The 17,911-nt window shown below is 65.3% G+C and carries 19 protein-coding genes; 10 read left to right on the forward strand and 9 right to left on the reverse strand.

From position 1 onward, the window contains the following. Nucleotides 1-2: 2 nt before the first annotated feature. On the reverse strand, nt 3-1,307 hold the full coding sequence (locus ACN0TK_RS13515; protein ID WP_417310031.1) for a cytochrome b: 1,305 nt from the start codon (nt 1,305-1,307) through the stop codon (nt 3-5). Between the two features lie 14 nt (nt 1,308-1,321). Continuing rightward, nucleotides 1,322-1,864 (reverse strand): ubiquinol-cytochrome c reductase iron-sulfur subunit, encoded by a 543-nt coding sequence (petA, locus tag ACN0TK_RS13520; protein WP_417310032.1) that lies wholly within the window; start codon nt 1,862-1,864, stop codon nt 1,322-1,324. A 397-nt stretch (nt 1,865-2,261) separates the two neighbouring features. Between petA and ACN0TK_RS13525 the strand changes: the two genes are divergently transcribed. From ACN0TK_RS13525 to ACN0TK_RS13545, 5 genes are read left to right on the forward strand one after another with little or no spacing between them, the layout of a single operon-like run. Continuing rightward, a complete protein-coding gene (locus tag ACN0TK_RS13525) occupies nt 2,262-2,903 on the forward strand; it encodes a TetR/AcrR family transcriptional regulator (RefSeq protein ID WP_417310033.1) in 642 nt (213 codons plus the stop codon). Further along, nucleotides 2,903-3,436 (forward strand): GFA family protein, encoded by a 534-nt coding sequence (locus ACN0TK_RS13530; protein ID WP_417310034.1) that lies wholly within the window; start codon nt 2,903-2,905, stop codon nt 3,434-3,436. The genes ACN0TK_RS13525 and ACN0TK_RS13530 overlap by 1 nt, the downstream gene beginning before the upstream one ends. 41 nt (nt 3,437-3,477) lie before the next feature. Beyond that, the gene (locus ACN0TK_RS13535; RefSeq protein ID WP_417310035.1) at nt 3,478-3,945 is read left to right on the forward strand and encodes a tRNA (cytidine(34)-2'-O)-methyltransferase; all 468 of its coding nucleotides are present in this window, start codon (nt 3,478-3,480) and stop codon (nt 3,943-3,945) included. A 48-nt stretch (nt 3,946-3,993) separates the two neighbouring features. Then, a complete protein-coding gene (hemF, locus tag ACN0TK_RS13540; RefSeq protein ID WP_417310036.1) occupies nt 3,994-4,872 on the forward strand; it encodes an oxygen-dependent coproporphyrinogen oxidase in 879 nt (292 codons plus the stop codon). 13 nt (nt 4,873-4,885) lie between these two features. After that, nucleotides 4,886-6,055 (forward strand): AAA family ATPase, encoded by a 1,170-nt coding sequence (locus ACN0TK_RS13545; protein ID WP_417310037.1) that lies wholly within the window; start codon nt 4,886-4,888, stop codon nt 6,053-6,055. Nucleotides 6,056-6,058: 3 nt separating this feature from the next. Here ACN0TK_RS13545 and ACN0TK_RS13550 read toward each other — a convergent pair whose 3' ends face one another. The 4 genes from ACN0TK_RS13550 to ACN0TK_RS13565 form a co-directional block, all read right to left on the reverse strand. Beyond that, nucleotides 6,059-7,246, reverse strand: a complete 1,188-nt coding sequence (locus tag ACN0TK_RS13550) for a CCA tRNA nucleotidyltransferase (RefSeq protein ID WP_417310038.1) — start codon at nt 7,244-7,246, stop codon at nt 6,059-6,061. Then, nucleotides 7,243-7,869 (reverse strand): CoA pyrophosphatase, encoded by a 627-nt coding sequence (locus ACN0TK_RS13555; RefSeq protein ID WP_417310039.1) that lies wholly within the window; start codon nt 7,867-7,869, stop codon nt 7,243-7,245. The genes ACN0TK_RS13550 and ACN0TK_RS13555 overlap by 4 nt, the downstream gene beginning before the upstream one ends. A gap of 19 nt (nt 7,870-7,888) precedes the next feature. Next, a complete protein-coding gene (locus ACN0TK_RS13560; RefSeq protein WP_417310040.1) occupies nt 7,889-8,449 on the reverse strand; it encodes a GNAT family N-acetyltransferase in 561 nt (186 codons plus the stop codon). 276 nt (nt 8,450-8,725) lie between these two features. Beyond that, nucleotides 8,726-9,190 (reverse strand): NUDIX domain-containing protein, encoded by a 465-nt coding sequence (locus ACN0TK_RS13565; protein ID WP_417310041.1) that lies wholly within the window; start codon nt 9,188-9,190, stop codon nt 8,726-8,728. Nucleotides 9,191-9,279: 89 nt separating this feature from the next. Between ACN0TK_RS13565 and ACN0TK_RS13570 the strand changes: the two genes are divergently transcribed. From ACN0TK_RS13570 to ACN0TK_RS13585, 4 genes are read left to right on the forward strand one after another with little or no spacing between them, the layout of a single operon-like run. After that, nucleotides 9,280-10,215 carry a metallophosphoesterase family protein gene (locus ACN0TK_RS13570; RefSeq protein WP_417310042.1) on the forward strand — a complete coding sequence of 312 codons (936 nt, stop codon included), beginning with the start codon at nt 9,280-9,282 and terminating at the stop codon, nt 10,213-10,215. Nucleotides 10,216-10,223: 8 nt separating this feature from the next. Continuing rightward, complete coding sequence (locus ACN0TK_RS13575; RefSeq protein WP_417310043.1) at nt 10,224-11,552, forward strand: hypothetical protein; 1,329 nt, start codon at nt 10,224-10,226, stop codon at nt 11,550-11,552. Beyond that, nucleotides 11,542-12,861, forward strand: coding sequence for a UDP-N-acetylmuramoyl-L-alanine--D-glutamate ligase (murD, locus tag ACN0TK_RS13580; RefSeq protein WP_417310044.1), 1,320 nt, complete (start codon nt 11,542-11,544; stop codon nt 12,859-12,861). Before ACN0TK_RS13575 ends, murD begins: the two co-directional genes overlap by 11 nt. A 5-nt stretch (nt 12,862-12,866) precedes the next feature. Further along, a complete protein-coding gene (locus ACN0TK_RS13585; protein WP_417310045.1) occupies nt 12,867-13,199 on the forward strand; it encodes an SMR family transporter in 333 nt (110 codons plus the stop codon). A gap of 6 nt (nt 13,200-13,205) precedes the next feature. Here ACN0TK_RS13585 and ACN0TK_RS13590 read toward each other — a convergent pair whose 3' ends face one another. Then, entirely contained in the window at nt 13,206-14,129 is a 924-nt protein-coding gene (locus tag ACN0TK_RS13590) for an AraC family transcriptional regulator N-terminal domain-containing protein (RefSeq protein ID WP_417310046.1), read from the reverse strand. Between the two features lie 148 nt (nt 14,130-14,277). Here ACN0TK_RS13590 and ACN0TK_RS13595 point away from each other — a divergent pair, with 148 nt between their 5' ends. Continuing rightward, nucleotides 14,278-15,045, forward strand: a complete 768-nt coding sequence (locus ACN0TK_RS13595; protein ID WP_417310047.1) for an SDR family NAD(P)-dependent oxidoreductase — start codon at nt 14,278-14,280, stop codon at nt 15,043-15,045. Between the two features lie 48 nt (nt 15,046-15,093). Here ACN0TK_RS13595 and ACN0TK_RS13600 read toward each other — a convergent pair whose 3' ends face one another. Together ACN0TK_RS13600 and ACN0TK_RS13605 are read right to left on the reverse strand one after the other, a co-directional pair. After that, nucleotides 15,094-16,086 carry an acryloyl-CoA reductase gene (locus tag ACN0TK_RS13600; RefSeq protein ID WP_417310048.1) on the reverse strand — a complete coding sequence of 331 codons (993 nt, stop codon included), beginning with the start codon at nt 16,084-16,086 and terminating at the stop codon, nt 15,094-15,096. Nucleotides 16,087-16,128: 42 nt separating this feature from the next. After that, entirely contained in the window at nt 16,129-17,886 is a 1,758-nt protein-coding gene (locus ACN0TK_RS13605) for a tetratricopeptide repeat protein (RefSeq protein ID WP_417310049.1), read from the reverse strand. Nucleotides 17,887-17,911: the final 25 nt, after the last annotated feature.

Below are 17,911 nucleotides of genomic sequence, written 5' to 3' on the forward strand. Positions count from 1 at the left end.
TTTCAGTGAGCGCCAGCCGCGTCGGGAGTGGTCCCGGTGGCGGCATGCGATTTGGTTAGGACGGCTTCCGAGATCGACGGCGGCAGCGGCTTGGGCGTTTCGAACAGGCCCAGCAGCGGCAGGATGACGAGGAAGTACAAGAAGTAGTACGCCGTGCAGATCTTCGAGAAGGTCGCAACGCCCAGACCGATCACCGTGCCATCGGCCGGCGAAGCGCCCAGATAGGCGAGCATCACGAAATTGACGACGAACAGCCAGTAGAACCACTTGAAGATCGGCCGGAACGAACCCGAGCGCACCTTTGACGTGTCAAGCCACGGCAGGAAGAACAGGATCAGGATGGATCCTGCGAAAAAGATCACGCCGAGGAGCTTGGAGTCGATGAACAGCAGGTTGAAGTCGATGGCGCGCAGAATGGCGTAGAACGGCAGGAAGTACCATTCGGGCACGATGTGCGCCGGCGTCACCTGGCTGTTGGCCATGACGTAGTTGTCGGGATGACCCAGCAGGTCCGGTGCGAAGAACACGAACCAGGCGAAGGGAATGAAGAACACCACGATCCAGAAGGCGTCTTTCATCGTGTAGTACGGATGGAAGGCGATGGTATCGCGGCTCGACTTCACCGACACGCCGACCGGGTTGTTATTGCCCGGAATGTGCAGCGCCCACACGTGCAGCCCGACCACCGCAGCGATGACGAACGGCAGCAGGTAGTGCAGCGAGAAGAAGCGGTTGAGCGTGGGATTGCCAACGGTGAAACCGCCGCGCAGCAGCTGCAGGATCGGATCGCCGACGATCGGGATCGCGGCAAAGATGCTGGTGATCACCTGCGCGGCCCAATAGCTCATCTGTCCCCAGGGCAGCACATAGCCCATGAACGCCGTGGCCATCATCAGCAAGAAGATGACGACGCCAAGCATCCACAGCACCTCGCGCGGTGCTTTGTAGGAGCCGTAGAACAGGCCACGGAAAATATGGATATAGACGGCTGCGAAGAACATCGAGGCGCCCACGGCGTGGACCGCCTGCAGGATGCGTCCGCCGTTCACGTCACGCCGGATATGCTCGACCGAGTCAAAGGCCATCGCGATGTTGGGCGTATAATGCATCGCCAGCACGATGCCGGTGATGATCTGCACCATCAGCATGATCGCGAGGATGCCGCCGAAGGTCCACCAGAAGTTGAGGTTCTTCGGTGTCGGATAGTCGATCAGATGCTCTTTCGAGAACCGGATGAGCGGCAGACGCTCGTCGACCCATTTCTCGACGGCAGTGCTGGGGACGTAACTGGATTCGTGGCTTGCCATTATCGTTGTCCCCCTCAGCCGATCTTAACGAGCGTATCGGACAGAAATTCGTATTCCGGCACCACCAGATTGGTCGGCGCGGGGCCCTTGCGGATACGGCCCGAGGTGTCGAACTGTGACCCATGGCACGGGCACAGCCAACCGCCGAATTCACCGGATTCGCCCACCGGGATGCAGCCCAGATGCGTGCAGTTGGCGATCATGACCAGCCACTCTGCATGACCTTCCTTGACCCGCGCCGAGTCCGGCTCCGGATCCTTGAGATCGGACATCGGCACGTCTTCGGCCTCGGTGATCTCTTCGGGCGTACGATGCCGCACGAACACCGGCATCCCGCGCCACTTGATGGTGACCGACTGGCCGACGTCGATGCTCGACACGTCGAACTCGATCGAGCTGAGTGCCAGAACCGATGCATCGGGGTTCATCTGATTGATCAGCGGCCATACGGCGCCCGCGACACCGACAGCGCCGACGGCGCCCGCGGCGATATACAGAAAATCGCGCCGCCCGGTATCCGGGGCTTCCGGCTGTGACAGATTGGATTGCGTCGCCAAGGTTAGCTTCCGTCTATGTTGCCTGGATCAGCGCCATGGTGCGCCCGACAGCTGCGAATCCCGCAGCCATAGCCGGCCCCCGCCCTCAAAGGCGCGTGATTTGGGCGTTCTTTTGGCACTCTGAACCCCTCTTGTCCAGCACTGGCACCCCAGTGTTGAAGTCGATGCGACACTATACCCACCGTGATCTGCCGCGATGGGGGAAAACAGCACGGAAACACCGGCCTTCCGGGGGCCCGGATACGCTGGCGCAACTGCGCTGCAGGCTAGCAACCAGTCGTCACGGCTTCGCGCATTTCCACAGATCGCAGCGACAAGCTTTGCGCAATTGTGGCGGCAGACTCGGGAATGTGGCACCTCGAGTTGCAACATACCGACCGGTATGTATCATAGGCAGATGTCCAGACCGACGCTGTTGAACCCGGAACGCGGGGATGCCCGCACCCGCCTGCTCGAAGCGGCGCGGGATTTGATTCGACTGCAGGGATTTGCGGCGACCAGCGTCGATGATCTCTGCCGTGAAGCCGGCGTCACCAAGGGCGCCTTCTTCCACCACTTCAAGAGCAAGTCCGCGCTCGGCATTGCCGCCGCGCAGTTTTGGCACGACACGACCAGCGTCTTTTTTGCGGAAGCCCCCTACCATGCTCCGGCGACGGCCCTCGAGCGCGTCCTCGCCTATGTCGCCTTCCGCCGTCAGATCATTGCTGGCGAGATCGCCCAGTTCAGTTGCCTGGCCGGCACGCTGGTTCAGGAAGTGCATGCGACCGCGCCCGAAATCAGCAGGGCAGCGGGCGAAGCCATCCTCTGCCACGCGGCAACCCTCGAGACAGATATCGCCGAAGCCATGGCTGAGCATGGCCTGAGCGACACCGATTTCACCGCGGCCAGCCTCGCGCGCCACACCCAGTCCGTTCTGCAGGGCGCATTTATTATCGCCAAGGCCGGCAATGACCCTGACTTTGCCCGCGAAAGCCTCGATCACCTCGCGCGCTACATCCGTCGGCTGTTCGACCAGCCCGATCCACAGGAGACCAACTGATGAATGTCACGCATGTAAGTTGCGCCTGTGGGCGCGTCGAACTGGAACTGACTGGCAAGGCCATGGTCAATGCGGAATGCTGCTGCACCAGTTGTCGCGAGGGCAGCACCCGGATCGAGGCCCTGCCCGGCGCGCCGCAGGTGCGCACCCCGCTTGGGACCACCCGCTACGTGCTCTACCGCAAAGACCGGGTGCGCTTTTCAAAGGGCGCCGAGCTCTTGCGCGAATTCTATCTCACACCGCAGTCCAAGACGCGCCGCGTCGTCGCCGGCTGCTGCAACAGTCCGGTGTTCCTCGAATTCAAGGGCGGCCACTGGCTGAGTCTTTACGGGTCGCTGTGGTCCGAAAACACCCTGCCCCCACTCGAAATGCGCACCATGGCGAGCGACTGGCCAGAATTACCGCCACTGCCAACTGATGTGCCGAACCACAAGACTCAGTCCGGCAGCTTCTTTTTCAAGCTGCTCACGGCCTGGATCGCCATGGGCTTCCGGGTGCCCAAGATCGCGGTCGCCAAGTCCATAGACGCCTGACCGGGATTGCCGTGGCGCAATGCGCCCGCTAGGGCTCGGACATGGTCGATCTTGCCCTATATCAACCCGACATCGCCAAGAACACCGGTGCCATGCTGCGACTCGGCGCCTGCCTTGGCGCGACGGTGCACATCATCCACCCCACCGGATTCCCCTTCTCCCGCCATGCGGTGAAACACGGGGCGCTCGACTATTTCGAACTCGCCGCCCTCGTCGAGCACGACGACTGGACCGCCTTTGAAGCCTGGCGGCAAAGCGAAGCTCGCCGGCTGGCCCTGCTGACCACGAAAGCAGGCACCTCCGTTTATGAAACGGCGTTCCAGCCGACCGACATCCTGCTGCTCGGCCGCGAAACGGCCGGCGTTCCGGAGACGGTCGCCGCAGCGGTGGATCTGCAGTTGCGCATCCCGATGCGCCACGCCACCCGCTCGCTCAATGTCGTCACCGCCGCCAGCCTGGTGCTGGGCGAAGCGCTGCGCCAGACGGGTGGATTTGCCGCGCTCGGTTGACCCGCGCCTGCCTTGCCGCCCCTCAAGTGCAGCTTTAAGGGTAGCCGCATGACACCGACGTCCACGCTGCCCGCCGATATCGACGCCAAGAAAGCCCGCGCCACCGACTGGTTCCGCCAAGTGCGCGACGACCTCTGCGCCAGGCTGGAGGCGCTTGAGGATGCCGGCACCGGCTATGAGGGTGAACCCGGACGCTTCGAGATCAAGCCCTGGCAGCGCCCCGACGGCGGTGGCGGCGAAATGGGCATGCTGCATGGCCGGGTGTTCGAAAAGGCCGGCGTCCATATTTCGGTCGTCCACGGCCAGTTCTCCGAGGATTTTGCCCGCCAGATGCCGCATACGGAGGCCGGCGCGGACTTCTGGAGCGCCGGCGTTTCGGTGATCATCCATCCGCGCAGCCCGCATGTGCCGGCCGCCCACATGAACACCCGGATGATCGTTACCGGTGACTGGTGGTTCGGCGGCGGCGGCGACCTGACGCCGGTGCTCGACCGGCGCCGCACCCAGACCGACCCCGATAGCGTCGCCTTCCACGCCGCCATGCGCGCCGCCTGCGATGCCCATCCGCAGGTCGATTACGCGCGCTATAAACAGTGGTGCGACGAGTATTTCTACCTCGCCCACCGCAACGAGCCGCGCGGCATCGGCGGGATCTTCTACGACCGGCACAATTCCGGCGACTGGGACGCCGACTTCGCCTTCACCCAGGATGTCGGCCGCGCCTTTGTGCAAAGCTACCCCGACATCGCCGCGGGCAATCTCGCGACGCCCTGGACCGATGCCGACCGCGAGGAACAGCTGGTGCGCCGCGGCCGCTATGTCGAGTTCAACCTGCTTTATGATCGCGGCACCACCTTCGGGCTGAAGACTGGCGGCAATGTCGAGGCGATCCTGAGCTCCATGCCGCCGGAAGTCCGCTGGCCCTAGGAGGGCACTGCCCGTGACGGTCACCGAGGTCGCGATCAAGGGGTACCGTTCGGTGCGCCGGCTGCGGCTGCCGCTCCGCCAGCTCACCGTGCTGATCGGCGGCAATGGCGCCGGCAAGACCAATCTCTACCGTTCGCTCGAGCTGCTGCATGCCGCGGCCCGCGGCACCATTGCCGACGAGATCGCCCGCGAAGGCGGCCTCGCCTCGATCTTCTGGGCGGGCGGCCGCAACCTGACCGACGACGGCAGGTTCGACCCTATGCACCGAACGGACGGCTATCGCGCCCACGAAGGCGGCAACCGGCTCGAACTCTCGGTGCGACTGGAAATCGACGAGATCGCCGCCGAATACGCACTCAGCCTCGGCTTTCCGCAAAAGGCCGTCAGCCCCGCCTTCCCGCACGAGGCGCAGATCAAGACCGAAAGCCTCGAGCTGATCGGCCGCCGCCGCACCGAGCTGCTGACCCGCGACCGCGCCGGCATCTGGATGCGCGACGCCGAGGGGCGGCGCGAACTGCTGGCTGAAGGGGCGCTGGCCAGCGAAACCGCGCTGTCGAGCGTCGGCAGCGGTCGGCCCGAGATTTCGCTCATTCGCCAGGAACTGGCCAACTGGCGCTTTTTTCACGCCTTTCGTTCCGACCTCGATTCGCCCCTGCGCCGGCCGGGCCGCGCCGTCACCGCGCCCATGCTGGCCTCCGACGGCAGCAACCTCGCCGCCGTGCTGGCCACGCTGCGCCACATCCGGCAGGACAGCGTCGATCTCGACGAGATGATCGCTGCCGCCTTCCCCGGCGCGCGGCTCGAGGTTCCCCTGCCCGCGGAACACGCCAGCTTCGGCATGGTCTTTCCCGAAACACCGAAGCGCGTCTTCGCCGCGCATGAACTGTCGGACGGCACGCTGCAGTTCATCGCGCTGATGGGCGCCCTGCTCAGCTATCGCCTGCCCCCCTTCATCGCGCTGAACGAGCCGGAAGCCAGCCTCCACCCCGATCTGCTGCCGACGCTGGCGCAGGCCATTGCCCGCGCGGCCGAGCGCAGCCAGGTCTGGGTGGTCACCCATTCGCGCCCGCTGGCCGATGCGATCGAGGCGCTGAGCGGTGCGGTCCCCCGCGAGGTGATCCGCACCGAGGACGGCACCAAGCTCGCCGGCATGACGAGTCTCGGCGTTTTCGAGGACGAATGAAGGCTAGAGCCGTTCGAGCAAAGTCTCGCGATCGAGGGCGAAGCCGCTCTCGATCCAGAGTTTTTCCAGCCGGCCGAGGGCGCTGCCCACGGCTGGCCCACTGAGACCGGCGGCGAGGAGATCGTCGCCCGACAGCGGGAACCGCGGCACCTCGATCTGTTCAAGTTGCTCACGCACCGCGCCACGGCCAGCCTCGCTCCAGTCCGCCAGCGTCGCCGCGACGTCGAGCCCGCTGCTCAGCATGCCGGGATGGCGGAAGGCCGCTTCGTGCAAGCGGAAGTCCATCAGCATCCGGCTGACCTCGAGCACCGCGCCGCCGACCCGCATGTCGTCGCGCGACAGCCGCCACTGCGCCCGAAGCGCCTCAGGGTCATGCGCGAAAAAGAGGAGCGCCAGCCGCTCGACGAAGCGCGGCCGCGTCACGCGCCGCTCGTGCCTATGGATGAGGTCGAGCGCGGGCTCGCCCAGATCGACGATCCCCGCTTCGCGCATCTGGCGCAGCGTATTGCCGATCCGCGGCAGGTCGAGCATGCGCCGCATTTCCCCACCGACGCGTTCCGCCGCCAGCCGGTCGAGCGCACCAGCTGCGGCCGCACAGGCCGCCAGCCCCTCGGCGTCGAAGCGCTCGCCGCCGTGGCTGGCCGAAAACCTGAAAAAGCGGAACACCCGCAGCCGGTCCTCGCGGATACGCGTCGCCGGATCGCCGATGAACCGCACCTGCCCGGCCAGACAATCGGCGAGCCCGCCAAGCGGATCGAACAGCCTGCCGTCCATGGTGGCGTAGAGCGCATTGAGCGTGAAATCGCGCCGCTCGGCATCGCGCCGCCAGTCGGTGCCGAATTGCACGACAGCATGCCGCCCGTCGGTGGCGACATCCTCGCGCAGCGTCGTTACCTCGGCGACGAGTGTATCGAGTTTCAGGGTCACCGTGCCGTGGCTGATGCCGGTCGGATAAGCGGCGACACCGGCCTTTTGAGCCCGCGCCATCACCGCATCGGGGGTCAGTTCGGTGGCGAGATCGAGATCGGTGTCGCTGCGCGCCATGTCGAGCAGCGTGTCACGGACGATTCCGCCGACGGCAAGGGTGCGCTCCTGCCCGCCATCCAGCAGCGCAAACAGCCGCTGCGCCTCGGGGCGCTTGAGCCATTCGGCTCGTTGCAACAGCGCCTGAGATTGCTCGAGACTGCTCAACCACCCTCCGCGCTGAGCGCCATATCGTGGAACCGCCGCGTAAGGTTCGCCGTAATGCCCCAGATGACAAGACCGCTATGTGTGATTTTCCAGGTGGTGTGTTCCTTCTCGCCGCGCAGAATGCGGTGCGTGGCATAGCTACCGGGCGTCATCAGATAATCGAGCGGCACCTCGAACACCGAATTGACTTCACCCGGATTGGGTCGGAACGGCGCCTCGGGGGTGACTAGCGCGACAACCGGCGAGATCAGATAATTGGTGCCGGTATAATAGAGCGGCATATGCCCGAGGATCGTCGCCTCGTCGCGAACCAGCGCCACCTCCTCCGTCGCCTCGCGCAGCGCCGCATCGGCAACGTCGCGGTCGCCCGGGTCGACCTTGCCGCCGGGGAAGGCGATCTGGCCGGAATGGGACCGCAGGTCCGGCGACCGTTCGGTATAGAGAATCGACAGCGTGTCGCCGCGCCGCACCAGTGCGATCAGCACCGCCGCTGAAACAGGGGCCCGGCGGTGTGGGATTTCGGGGATCCAGTCCGGCCTGAGATTGGCCGCGTCTGATATCGTATCGGGTTCCACGAGCAGCCGCCCGCGGATCCGGGCAATCAGGCCGTCAGTGTCGGACATCGCCAGCCCTTCCCGCGACTCACGTGGCCGGGTGGTCGCCGAACGCCCGGATCGGTCCAGCCAGCCGCGCCGCCATCTCCGGATCCGCGGAATAGACCAACACCCGGTTCGGATCGACCGGACCAGGCCAGACGATCGAATCGGGAATGGTCGGCACCCAGCCGAGCGGGCAGTAGTAATCCTGATCGCCGACCAGCAGCACGAACTCGCCCTCGCCGCGCGCCAGAGTGATGCGGGTCACCTCGCGGGCCAGGAGCTTCCCGACGCCCCGCTTGCGGAAATCGGGATGGGTCGCCAGCGGGCCCAGCATGTAGCCGTCTATGCCGCCGACACTGATCGGCGTCATCCATACGCAGCCGCACGGCGTGCCATCGGCTTCGCCGATCAGCGTCAGGCTGGGATCGATGGGAAATTGCTCGCGCACACGGAACGCCGTCCGCGAAAACCGGCCGGGGCCGAAGGCGGTGGCATGCAGGTCCTCGACGAATGCGTCGTCGTCGGACGTGGCGGGGCGAACGGTGGGCAGACCAGGCGGCTGGGGTGCAGCGGGCGTGGCATGCGATGCGGGAGTCGCGATCATGAAATGCAGTCCAGAACAGTCGGGACGAGAACGAGTAACCGGCGCCGCACGGGCCGGAAGCGACAACTTATGGTCGTCGGATCAACTGAGTCGTTCTTTCCATCCTGGACGCCTCCTGACGTCTGTTTCGCGCATAGCATTCCATGGATCGGCCCGTCCACGCAAATCGTGGGACAGCTACGGCCTCCGTTGCTGCGCAGGCCACATAGGGGTTGGCGCCGTTATAGTCAGTGATCATTGAGGGATAATGACGCGAGGACCACGCCCGTTCCCCCACTACCATCGTGTCGTCGGTGCGCGACCCTCGCGGATCTCGATGAGGCGTGCCGCGGTACCGGGTTCGATTCCCTCCGGCAGGGCATCAAGCGCGAACCAGCCGATCTCGGCGATCTCGAGATTGCGCTGAAAGCTGTGGATTTCGCGGAAGCGCCGGCAGACGAAAAGCGCCACATGGTCGCGCGTGGTGGCCGGGTTCACATTGTGAAAAAAGCCGTGCAATTGCGGTGTCTCGAGCGCCTCGTGGCCGGTCTCTTCACGCAGTTCGCGCATCACCGCCTCGACGGCGGCCTCGCCTGGCTCGACCCCGCCACCCGGAAAATGCCAGCCCGGAAGATAGGTATGCCTCAGTAAAAGCACACGATTGCCGTCGAGCAACGCGACGCGGGCGCCGAGCACGATGCGGCGCCTGAGGCCGACGACGAGCATGTGCAGCCAGGTTCTGAAGATCTGCCAGCGGGACATGAGCAAGCGCGGTTCGGGGGTGACAGGATGGGGCGCGGCGGCCTTTTCGGTCGGACCGGGACCGGCGCCAGCATACGATACGCGCAACTATGCCATTTTATTGCCGCGCGTCACGTGCCATTACGCCGGTGATGATTACCCTCGCCCACCTCTCAGACGTGCATCTCGCGCCGCTGCCCCCCGTGCGCCCGAGCGAACTGCTCAACAAGCGGATCACCGGCTATCTCAATTGGCGCCTGACGCGCGAGAAGACGCTGGATGGCGATGGCCTTACGCGGCTCGTCCGCCACATGCGCGGCCAGAACCCTGACATCACCGCCGTCACCGGCGACCTGATGAACCTGGCGCTCGATGCCGAGATCAACTCGGCCTACAACTGGCTGGAGACCGTCGGCGACCCCGACCAGGTCTGCGTTTGCCCCGGCAATCACGACGCCTATATCGCCGGCCAGCTCGACAAGGCCATGGACCGCTGGGGCAGCTATGTGGCTGGCGAGACGCTGGACGAGAACCCCTTCCCCTTCGTGCGCCGCGTCGGCAATGTCGCGGTGATCTCCTGCAACAGCGCGGTCGCCACCCTGCCCTTCATGTCGAGCGGCAAGTTCGACGAACACCAGGCAGAGCGTCTGTCGCGCTGCCTGAAGCTGCTGGGTGACGGCGGCTTTTTCCGTGTGGTGATGATCCACCACCCGCCCAATCAGGAAAGCGCCCATCCGCGGCTCGGCCTGTATGGCGCGCGCGATTTCCGCCGCGTCGTCGCCGAACAGGGCGCCGAACTGATCCTGCACGGCCATACCCACAAATCGACCGTCTTCTCGGTTCCCGGTCCCACAGGCGATGTGCCCGTGGTCGGCGTTGCCGCCGCGGGTATGGCGCAGACAGAGCACGGCGGGCACGACCCGGCCCGCTACAATCTGTTCTCGATCCAGCGGCTGGGCACCTCCTGGCAATGCACCATGCGCGAATTCGGCTATCAGCGGCTGGGCTCGGAGATCGTGCTGCGCCTCAGCGTCCGTCTCTACTGAGGCAGCGCATGGCCGAAACCTTCACCATCGCGCATCCGCATTTCGACGCCGCGACGGGCAGCGCCAGCTTCACCTATCGGCTGGGCGAGTTGCAGTTCACCGAGACGCTGAGCTTTCCGGCAGGTGGCGACGCGGAGGTGGTGGCCACCACAGCCTTCGAAAAACTGCTCGACCTCACCGCCATCGTGCTGGGCGTCAGCTATTTCAAACTGCGCGCGCCCCTCGACATTACCACCGAAATCGCGCTGACCCAGACCGAGCGGGCCTTTGTCATCGACGTCTACGAGAACGGGCTGGGCGAGTTCTACGCTCGCAATGATCTGAAGCGCTTCGGGCGCCTGCGCCTGACGGCGCCCGACGATGCGCGCCCCGAACCCGCGCCGCCGGTGCTGAACGATCGCGCCCTGCTGCCCATCGGCGGCGGCAAGGATTCCCTGGTCAGCGTCGAACTGCTCAGTGCCGCGGAAATCGAGTTCACGCCCTTTGCCGTCAATGCCAAGGGCCCGATCCTCACCTCGGTCGAAAAGATCGGCCGCGAACCGCTCTACGTGCGCCGCACCCTCGACGCCGAAATGATCCGGCTGGGGCGTGAGCCCGGCTATTACAACGGACACGTGCCCTCGACGGCGATCAATTCGATGATTGCCGCGCTGACCAGCCTGCTGTTCTCCTACAACCGTATCGTCCTCTCCAACGAGCGCTCAGCCAGCGAAGGCAATGTCACCTTCGATGGCCGCGAGGCCAACCACCAGCATTCGAAATCCATCGCCTTCGAGCGGTTGATCGCCGATGTGCTGGCCCGCGCCAGCGGCGGCGCGCTGGGGTATTTCTCGCTGCTCCGCCCCTATTCCGAAGCCCGGATTGCCAGCCTGTTCGCACGCGAAACCCGCTTCGACCGCGTCTTTTCAAGCTGCAACGAGAACTTCAAGCTGGCCGGCAATGGCGGCCCGCTGTGGTGCGGCAATTGCCCCAAATGCCACTTCGTCTTTTTGATTTTCGCGCCGGTGATGGACAAGGACCGGCTGGTCGGCATTTTCGGCCAGAACCTCCTCGACCAGCCGCACCATGAGCACTCCTTCCGCGAATTGACCGGGCTCGCCGGCCAGAAACCCTGGGAATGCGTCGGCGAGATCGAAGAGGCCGCGGCCTGCCTCTATGCCCTGACGGACCGCCCCGAATGGCGCGACGATGCCATTGTCAGCGCCCTGCGCGCCGACCTCATCGCCCAATATGGCGAACCGCGACTTACCGCGGCTCTTGCCGAGCTGATGGTTGATACGACAGAACATCTCATCCCTCCCGCGCTTGCCGAACGAGTCGCCCGCCATGCGTTTTGACCACCCCGTTCTGCTCTACGGCGCCGGCCGCGAGGCCCGCTCCACCCGCGCCTTCATCAAGGCCCGCGCGCCGGACCTCAAGGTCTTCGTCACCGTCGACAGCGGCTCCGCCGCGATCGAGGACACCGAGACCATCGCGCCGGCCGACCTGCCCCAGGCGATTGCGGAGAAGCGTTTCGCCACCATCGTCAAAAGCCCGGGCGTGTCGCGCTACCGGCCGATCTTCGCCATGGCGCGCGAGGCCGGCATCGCCGTCACCTCCAACCTCAACCTTTGGGGTGAGACTTTTCGCGAGGGTCGCAAGGTCATTGCCATCACCGGAACCAAGGGCAAATCGACCACCGCAACGCTGATCCATCTGATGCTGACCGAGTCGGGGCTCGATTCCGGACTGGCCGGGAATGTCGGGCTGGCACCGCTCGAAATCGCCGACCAGCATCAGATCGTCGTCTTCGAGCTGTCGAGCTATCAGACGGCCGACATGGCCTTTACGCCCGATATCGCTGCCGTCACCAATCTGACGCCCGAACACACAGACTGGCACCGCACGGTCGAGCGCTATTATGCCGACAAGCTGAACCTGATCGATCGCGACGCGGCCTTCCCGGTGGCGCTCGGGCATGGAGCGCTGGAGCATCCGCTGGTGATCGCGGCCGTGCGTGACCGCAACCGGCTGATCGAACCGCTTGCCCCCTTCATCCGCGATCGGCTGACCACGGCGGTCGGCCGTTCGAAGCTCAAGGGTGCCCATAATCTCGACAATGCCCTGCTCGCCGCACAGATGGCGCTAAAAGCCGGCGCCGATATCGAAGGCATCGTGCGCGGCATCGCCGCCTTTGCCCCGCTGCCGCATCGGCTGGAAGAGCATGTCATCGGCGACACGGTCTTCGTCAACGACTCGATTTCAACGACGCCCGAAGCCACCAAGGCGGCGCTCTCGGCCTACCGCGGCAGCCGGATCGCGCTGATCGCCGGCGGCCACGAGCGCCAGCAAAACTACGAGGAATTGGCGACGCTGCTCGCCCCCAGCGGCGTTGCCACGCTCGTCTGCCTGCCCGTCACCGGCGACCGGCTGGCCACCCTCACCTATGCCGCGGCGCCCGATATCGAAGTCCTGGAAGCCGGCACGCTCGAGGACGCGCTGAAAGCCCTCGCCAGCCGCCGCGACCGCTACGACACGGTGATCCTGTCGCCCGGCGCGCCGAGCTATGGCCAGCTCGAGAGTGTCGGCGTGGTGTTCAACAATTTCGAGGAACGCGGCAAGGCCTTCGTCCGGCTGGCCGAGGCCTGGTTCGGCAACGCGGTCTGACCGGCATGCCGATCTATCTGTCGCTCGCCATTGCGATCGTGGCGGAGGTCGTCGCGACCAGCGCCCTGCGCGCCGCCAATGGCTTCACTGTGTTCATGCCCTCGGCAATCTCGATCCTCGGCTATGCCGTGGCCTTCTATTTCCTGTCGATGACGCTGAAAACGATGCCGGTCGGGCTGGCCTATGCCATCTGGTCCGGCGCCGGCATCGTGCTCGTCTCGCTGGTCGGCCTCGTGCTCTACCGCCAGACGCTGGATTTGCCCGCTGTGCTCGGCATGGGTCTCATCGTCGCCGGCGTGCTGGTGATCAACCTGTTCTCGAAGTCGACGCCGCACTAAGAGCCCTCAGGCCGCCGGCGGCACTGTCTCTGCTTGCCGCTCGTCCGCATTGAGCCGCGCGATGTCGCGCCGCGGTGGCGCTCCGAAAAAGCGCGCATACTCGCGGCTGAACTGCGAGGGGCTGGCATAGCCGACACGGAAGGCCACGGTCTCTGCCGAGCAGCTCTCAACCAGCATCAGGCGCCGCGCCTCCATCAGCCGCATCTGCTTTTGGTACTGCACCGGCGTCATCGCCGTCAGCGCCTTGAACTGCCGGTGGAAGGCCGTGGGGCTCATGGCCGCCATCGCTGCCAGCGCCTCAACCCGCATCGGCTCGGCGAAATGGTGCCGCAGATGCTGCAGCGCGCCGAGCAGTCTCCGGTCGCGCTCACTGCCGACGACCAGGCGGTCGAACCGCCCGCCATGCGGACCGCTGAGCAACCGATAGCTCAACTCGCGCATCAGCCCGGGCAGCAGCGTGCCGATCGCCGCCGGCTCCGCCAGTAACCCGACCAGACGGTTGACGCAGTCGAGTACCGCCGGCTCGAGATCGATGACAAAGCCCGACGCCGCGCTGTCCTCCACTGGCTCCGGCGGCGTCGCCAGCCCCTCATGGACCTCGCGCATCAGCGCCAGGTCGAGCCCGACGATGGCGCTCAGGTAGGGGGCGTCCGGTCCGCCTTCCATCACCTGGCTCACGCCGGGCAGCTCTAGCCCCGCGACCATCGCCTGACCGCTGCGATAGACCAGCCGTCGCGTCCCGAAACTGGTCCATTTGGCACCCTGAACCACGACGCAAAGCGCCGGCTGATGGACCAGATGCGTCGGGTGCCGTTCGCTGGTCGAGCGCAGCAGCACGAGCGGCGGGATCGCGGTGTGATAGGGGCTGGCATTGCCCTGCGCGGCGAGCGCCGTGCTGACCGTATCGCGCAAGAGATCAAGAGCTGTCATGGCCTACTCTTCGATCAGAACTGCTGAATTTGCCAGTCTCATATGAGGCGATAGGCAGGATTGGGCAAGAACATGGTGCCTTCCGGCATGTTCGCATTAGCGCGGCCGGCCTACCTCTCCGTCATCGCTTAACAACGGAGAAATCACCATGTCCCAGACAACTGACCACCACGTCGCTCTCGTCACCGGCGGCAGTCGTGGCCTCGGCCGCAGTACGGTGCTCGCGCTCGCCGCGCGTGGCGTCGATACGATCTTCACCTATGTCGCCAATCGCGCAGCTGCCGAAGAGGTCGTGCAGCGCGTCGAACAGGCGGGAGCCAGAACCGTCGCCCTGCCCCTCGACACATCCGATACCAATGCCTTCCCCGCGTTCGTGACGGCGGTGCAGGACGCGCTCGCGACGCTTGGCAGGGAGCGGATCGACTATCTGGTCAACAATGCCGGCACCTCGCATCACCAGAGTATCGCCGAAACCACCGGTGATGAACTCGACGCGCTCTACCAAGTGCATTTCAAGGGCGTGTTCCTCCTCACCCAGGCCCTGCTGCCGCTGCTGCGCGACGGCGGACGCATCGTCAACCTGTCGAGCGGGCTCACCCGCTTCAGCTTCCCCGGCAGCGCCGCCTATGCGTCAATGAAGGGCGCCATCGAGGTGCTGACACGCTATCTCGCCAAGGAGCTCGGCCCGCGCGGCATCGCCGTCAACACCGTTGCACCCGGCGCCATCGCCACCGACTTCAGCGGCGGCCTCGTCCGCGACGACGCAAACGTCAACCGCCAGGTGGCCGGCGTCACCGCGCTTGGGCGGGTCGGTGAGCCCGAGGATATCGGCCCGATGATCGCCAGCCTGCTGTCGGAGTCCGGGCGCTGGATCAACGCCCAGCGCATCGAAGTCTCCGGCGGCATGATGCTCTGAAACTCGGACGCACCATCCGATCCGCGCGGCACCAGGCTGTCGCGCGGCTCAGGTGGCGCGGGGATTGACGATCACGCGCCCGGCGACTTGCCCGGCGAGAATTTTCTCCGCCAGCTCCGGCAAGTCCGCCAGCCCGGCCTCGCTGATGAAGGACTCATAATCCGCCTCGCGGAACAGCTCGGTCAGCCGCCCCCAGGCCGACTGGCGCTCCGCGAAGGGCTGCATGACCGTGTCGATGCCGCACAGCGAGACGCCCCGCAGCAGGAAGGGAATGACATTGCCGGCAAACTCCACGCCCCCGGCATTGCCCACCGCGGCCACGACGCCGCCATAGCGGATCTGCTTCAGCAGTTCCCCGAGCATTGCCCCGCCCACCGTGTCGATGGCGCTGGACCACTGCTCCTTGTCGAGCACCTTGCCGCTGTCGTTAAGCGCATCGCGGCCCAGCACCCGGCTGGCGCCGAGCTTTTCGAGCGGCGCAACCATCTCGCTGCGTCCGCTGACCGCCGCCACCTCATATCCGAGCCGGCTTAGCAGCATCACGGCCAATGTGCCGACCCCGCCACCAGCGCCGGTTACCAGCACCTCGCCATCACCGGGACGAATGCCCTCGGCCTGCAGCCGGTTGACCGACAGCATGGCGGCGAGCCCCGCCGTTCCGATCATCATCGCCGTGCGCGGGGAAAGACCCTTGGGCACTGGCACCAGCCAGTCGGGATCGACCCGGGCACGCTGCGAAAATCCGCCCCAGTGCATCTCGCCGACACGCCAGCCGGTCAGTACAACCGCCTGCCCCGGCTGGTAGCGTTCATCGGCACTCTCGATCACCTGGCCGGCAAAATCGATCCCCGCCACATGCGGAAAATTGCGGACCAGCTTGCCCCTACCCGTCAGGCACAGCGCATCCTTGTAGTTGAAGCCCGCCCATTCGACGCCGACCAGCACCTGGCGATCGGGCAAGGCCAAGTCCTCCAGCGTTTCAACCGTGCTGGAAATTGTGCCGGCATCATCCTTGCGCGACACCAATGCCTCAAAACTCATGGGAACTCCTGTCAAAGCCCTGGGCCCGACATACTGAGCGGATCAGTAGGGCCCGTTCAGCGTACTCATCTTCAGCCCGGCGCTGGTCAACCCCAGGGTGAGCGCCGCCACCAGCGTTTCATCGGGAATGCGCGAGCGCAGCACCGGCAGGATACCGTAGCGGCGGAACCGCGTCACCTCGACGAGTTGCGCAATATAGCGGTTGAGCACATCGCTGTTGCGTAGACGAGATGCCGCAACCACCGCAATCACCGAGCCCATCTCGGCGTCACCACGCGCCAGGCGCTCGGCATGGCCCATGGCCTCCGCGTCCAGTCCATCACGCAACGCATTGAGCGCAACCGCCTCGTGGTACCAATAGGGTGGCGCCATATGCCGCATCAACGCATTGGTGGCCAGTTGCGCGCCACGTGGACTGCGCCCCTGCAGAGATAGCATGCGTCCCAGTCCTGCCATCGCGTCGATATTTGCCGGGTTGAGCTGCAGTGCCGAGGCGTAGGCTTCTTCCGCTTCGGTCACGCGCCCCTGGGCCTCGCGCAGCGTCGCAAAATCACGCCACGCGTCGCTGGACGTCGGCTGACTGTCGAGCGCATCGCGCAGCAGCCTTTCGGCTTCGTTCAGCAGGTCCGTGCTTGGCTCTTCCGGGTCGCGCATGCGCGTCGCCTGGGCCACGAGCAGCACGCCGAGCACCTCTTCCGCCGTCGACGACCCCGGCACGCGGCGCTGCAAGGCTTCGGCGCAAGCTCTCGCACGCACGAAGTCGTCGCGACCGCCGGACGCACGATAAAGCGCGCCGAGGACGGAACAGGAATACTGGCTCTCGCTTCCGGAAATATCAGGAGTCTCCGCCAGCCAGCTCACCATATCGGCGTGCAATGGGCCGAAGATCGACCCCAGGTCATCGGCAAACTGGCGCGAGGCACTGTCGATATCGACCCGCTCGACTGGAGCAGCGACGGCGACCGTCTTCGACCACACGACAGATTCCCCGCCGGTCTTGCGCAGGCTGGCAGTGATCTGCAGACCGCCCGAGCCAGAGCGCACAATGCCGGTGAGTTCGAAATCGCTGCGCGGGCGCGACGGCCCCTGCCCCTGTCGCAAACGATAGACGGGACGGATGAACTGGAAGAGCTCGAGGTCCGTGACGAGTTCCACCGCAAGGCCGGCCACCCGCGTCTCCGGAACAGCGGCCACGGTGGTGAACTCGGAAATTGCCACGCTCGGAACCGATGGTGATTCCAGCCGGTTGGAACGCGGCTGCAGGATCTGCGACAGCACGACGACCAGCGCCAATGCCAGAAGCGCCACCACAGTCATCAGGAGCAGATCGCCGCGACGTGCCGAAAGCGATAGGGCGCTCCGGTCGGCCTCGACCTCGGCAGGCACCGCCGCAGCGTCCAACGCAGTGTCGTCGTCTTCCCCTTCGACCTCCACCGGTGCCTGGTCGCGCTCCGACGGGTCCGGCACGTGCCATTCGGGAATATAGCGACCGACCGGCAGGTAAAACCTTATAGCACTGTCGGCACCCTGGGTGGCGTAGTAGTCGTCCAGCGCAGCGCGCAGCCGGCGTGCCTGAACACGGACGATCGGATCGACCTGGGGATCGAAGTCGTGAGGGCGCCCGAACACGTCCACGGCGATGGAATAGGCCTTGATTCCAGCCTCCTCGCCGCGCAGCTTTTCGCCCACTATGTACTTGAGAAACTTGGCAAGTTGAGGCGACCGCGCCAGGCCAGGCCAGGCCAGGAGCTCATTCAGGGCCCTCTGGATCACCTCGGGGGAAGGTTCTTCAACAGCCAAGCTGCATCCTCTTATCTTCCGAATA

It is taken from the genome of Devosia sp. (assembly GCF_048261455.1).
Classification (GTDB): domain Bacteria; phylum Pseudomonadota; class Alphaproteobacteria; order Rhizobiales; family Devosiaceae; genus Devosia_A.

Coding starts and splice junctions, on each gene's coding strand:
- ACN0TK_RS13515 (WP_417310031.1), bottom strand. CDS start 1,307: ATGGCAAGCCACGAATCCAGTTACGTCCCCAGCACTGCCGTCGAGAAA.
- ACN0TK_RS13525 (WP_417310033.1), top strand. CDS start 2,262: ATGTCCAGACCGACGCTGTTGAACCCGGAACGCGGGGATGCCCGCACC.
- ACN0TK_RS13530 (WP_417310034.1), top strand. CDS start 2,903: ATGAATGTCACGCATGTAAGTTGCGCCTGTGGGCGCGTCGAACTGGAA.
- ACN0TK_RS13535 (WP_417310035.1), top strand. CDS start 3,478: ATGGTCGATCTTGCCCTATATCAACCCGACATCGCCAAGAACACCGGT.
- hemF (WP_417310036.1), top strand. CDS start 3,994: ATGACACCGACGTCCACGCTGCCCGCCGATATCGACGCCAAGAAAGCC.
- ACN0TK_RS13555 (WP_417310039.1), bottom strand. CDS start 7,869: ATGTCCGACACTGACGGCCTGATTGCCCGGATCCGCGGGCGGCTGCTC.
- ACN0TK_RS13560 (WP_417310040.1), bottom strand. CDS start 8,449: ATGATCGCGACTCCCGCATCGCATGCCACGCCCGCTGCACCCCAGCCG.
- ACN0TK_RS13565 (WP_417310041.1), bottom strand. CDS start 9,190: ATGTCCCGCTGGCAGATCTTCAGAACCTGGCTGCACATGCTCGTCGTC.
- ACN0TK_RS13570 (WP_417310042.1), top strand. CDS start 9,280: ATGCCATTTTATTGCCGCGCGTCACGTGCCATTACGCCGGTGATGATT.
- ACN0TK_RS13575 (WP_417310043.1), top strand. CDS start 10,224: ATGGCCGAAACCTTCACCATCGCGCATCCGCATTTCGACGCCGCGACG.
- murD (WP_417310044.1), top strand. CDS start 11,542: ATGCGTTTTGACCACCCCGTTCTGCTCTACGGCGCCGGCCGCGAGGCC.
- ACN0TK_RS13585 (WP_417310045.1), top strand. CDS start 12,867: ATGCCGATCTATCTGTCGCTCGCCATTGCGATCGTGGCGGAGGTCGTC.
- ACN0TK_RS13590 (WP_417310046.1), bottom strand. CDS start 14,129: ATGACAGCTCTTGATCTCTTGCGCGATACGGTCAGCACGGCGCTCGCC.
- ACN0TK_RS13595 (WP_417310047.1), top strand. CDS start 14,278: ATGTCCCAGACAACTGACCACCACGTCGCTCTCGTCACCGGCGGCAGT.
- ACN0TK_RS13600 (WP_417310048.1), bottom strand. CDS start 16,086: ATGAGTTTTGAGGCATTGGTGTCGCGCAAGGATGATGCCGGCACAATT.